Here is a 1,817-nt window from a genome sequence, read left to right as displayed (position 1 = left end):
GGGAAGGAAGCGTCCGGCCGTCAGCCCGGGGTGGCCCACATATCCGCGTGCCACGCCCTCGCCGGCGATGTAGAGCTCGCCCGCGGCCCCGGCGGGCACCGGGCGCAGCCAGTTGTCCAGGACGTAGGCTCCGGTGCGCCCGAGCGGCGAACCGATCGGCACGGACGCACCGACGGAGCCGACCTCGACCGGGTGGACGGCGGCGAAGACCGTGGTCTCCGTGGGCCCGTACCCGTTCACCAGCCGGACCTGCGGAAGCCGTTCGAGCACGGTGCGGCAGTGCTGCGGCGCGAGCGCGTCGCCGCCCGCCATCAGCAGCCGGAGCCCTGAAAGCATCGTCACATCGGTGTCGACGACCTCGTGGAACAGGCCGGCGGTCAGCCAGGCCACGGTCACGCCCCGGCCGTGCAGAAGCGTGCCGAGCTCCTCCACGGAGAGGACCCGGGCGGTGGAGACGACGAGCGCGGCCCCGTTGGCGAAGGCGCTCCAGATCTCCAGGGCACTCGCGTCGAAGGACAGGGTCGCGAACTGGCCGACGACATCGGCGGCCGTGGTTCCGAGGCGCGGGTCACGGGCCACCCGCAGCACTCCGGCGTGCGGCAGCACGATGCCCTTGGGGCGGCCGGTGGAGCCGGAGGTGTAGAAGACGTATGCGGCGTTCTGCGGGGCCAGCGCGACCTGCGGCGGGCTCTGGATGCCCTTGGAGCAGACGGCGGCGAGGTCCTCCAGTTCGGCGAGGAGCAGGACCGGGGTACCGACGCCGGGGACGGTGGCGGCGGTCGAGGCGTCGGCCAGCAGCAGTTCGACGCCGGAGTCCTGGACCATGTACGAGAGGCGCTCGGCCGGATAGCTGGTGTCGAGCGGGACGAAGACCCCGCCTGCCTTGAGCACGGCCAGCAGCGCCACGATCGGCTCGGTGCCGCGGGGCAGGCAGACCCCGACCCGGGTCTCGGGGCCCACGCCGTGGGTGCGCAGGGCGTGTGCGAGGCGGCTGGTGCGCGCATCGAGCTCGCCATAGGTGGTGCGCTCGTCGCCGCAGACCAGGGCCACGGCCTCGGGGGCGCGGGCGACCTGCTCGGCGAACACGTCGGTGAGCACGGCTCCGTCCGGGCCGTCGGGGCCCTGCGCCCAGTCGTCGAGGACCAGGGTGCGCTCGGAGGCGGGGAGCCGGGGGATGCGGGACAGCGGCAGTTCGGGCGTCCGGGCGAGGACGCCCAGGACCTCGGTCAGGTGCTCGGCCATCGAGTGGACGGTGGTGGCGTCGAACAGATCGGTGTTGTGGTTGAGGGAGAACCGCATGCCATCGGCGTGCTCCCAGAACTCGAAGGTCAGCTCGAACTGCGCGTCCTGGCGCGGAAGATCGGCGGCCGCGAAGCTCGGTCCGCGCACCCCGTCCGACTTCCAGGGACTCGTCTGGAGCACCATCATGGCCTGCACGAGGGGGGTGCGGGCCGGGTCGCGCTCGGAGACCACGGCGTCGACGACCCGGTCGAAGGGCATCTCGGCGTGGGCGAAGGCGTCCAGGACGGTCTCACGGACGGAGGCGAGCAGTTCGGTGCCGGTCGCGGCCTCGTCGATACGGGTCCGCAGGGCGAGCGTGTTGACGAAGAAGCCGAGCACGTCCTCCAGTTCGGGCCGGTCGCGGCCGATGGTGGCGGTGCCGAGGACCACGTCGCGCTGGCCGGTGGTGCGCGCGAGCATCAGCTGTACGGCTGCCGTCAGACCCATGAAGAGGGTGACGCCCCGGGTCCGGCAGACCTCGGCGAACCGGTCGACCAGCTCGGCGGGCAGCTCCGTGTCGTACGTGCTGCCCGCGC

At 72.8% G+C, this 1,817-nt stretch carries 1 protein-coding gene; it reads right to left on the bottom strand.

Going from position 1 to position 1,817, the window contains the following annotated elements; genetic code table 11:
- Positions 1-1,817, bottom strand: a 1,817-nt coding sequence (locus tag EES42_RS27975) for a non-ribosomal peptide synthetase (protein WP_164495345.1), incomplete at both ends; no start/stop codon positions are given.

It is taken from the genome of Streptomyces sp. ADI95-17 (assembly GCF_003846175.1).
GTDB classification, from domain to species: domain Bacteria; phylum Actinomycetota; class Actinomycetes; order Streptomycetales; family Streptomycetaceae; genus Streptomyces; species Streptomyces sanglieri.
Note: the sequence above shows the minus strand (reverse complement) of the source record. Positions and strands in the feature narration are given on the sequence as shown.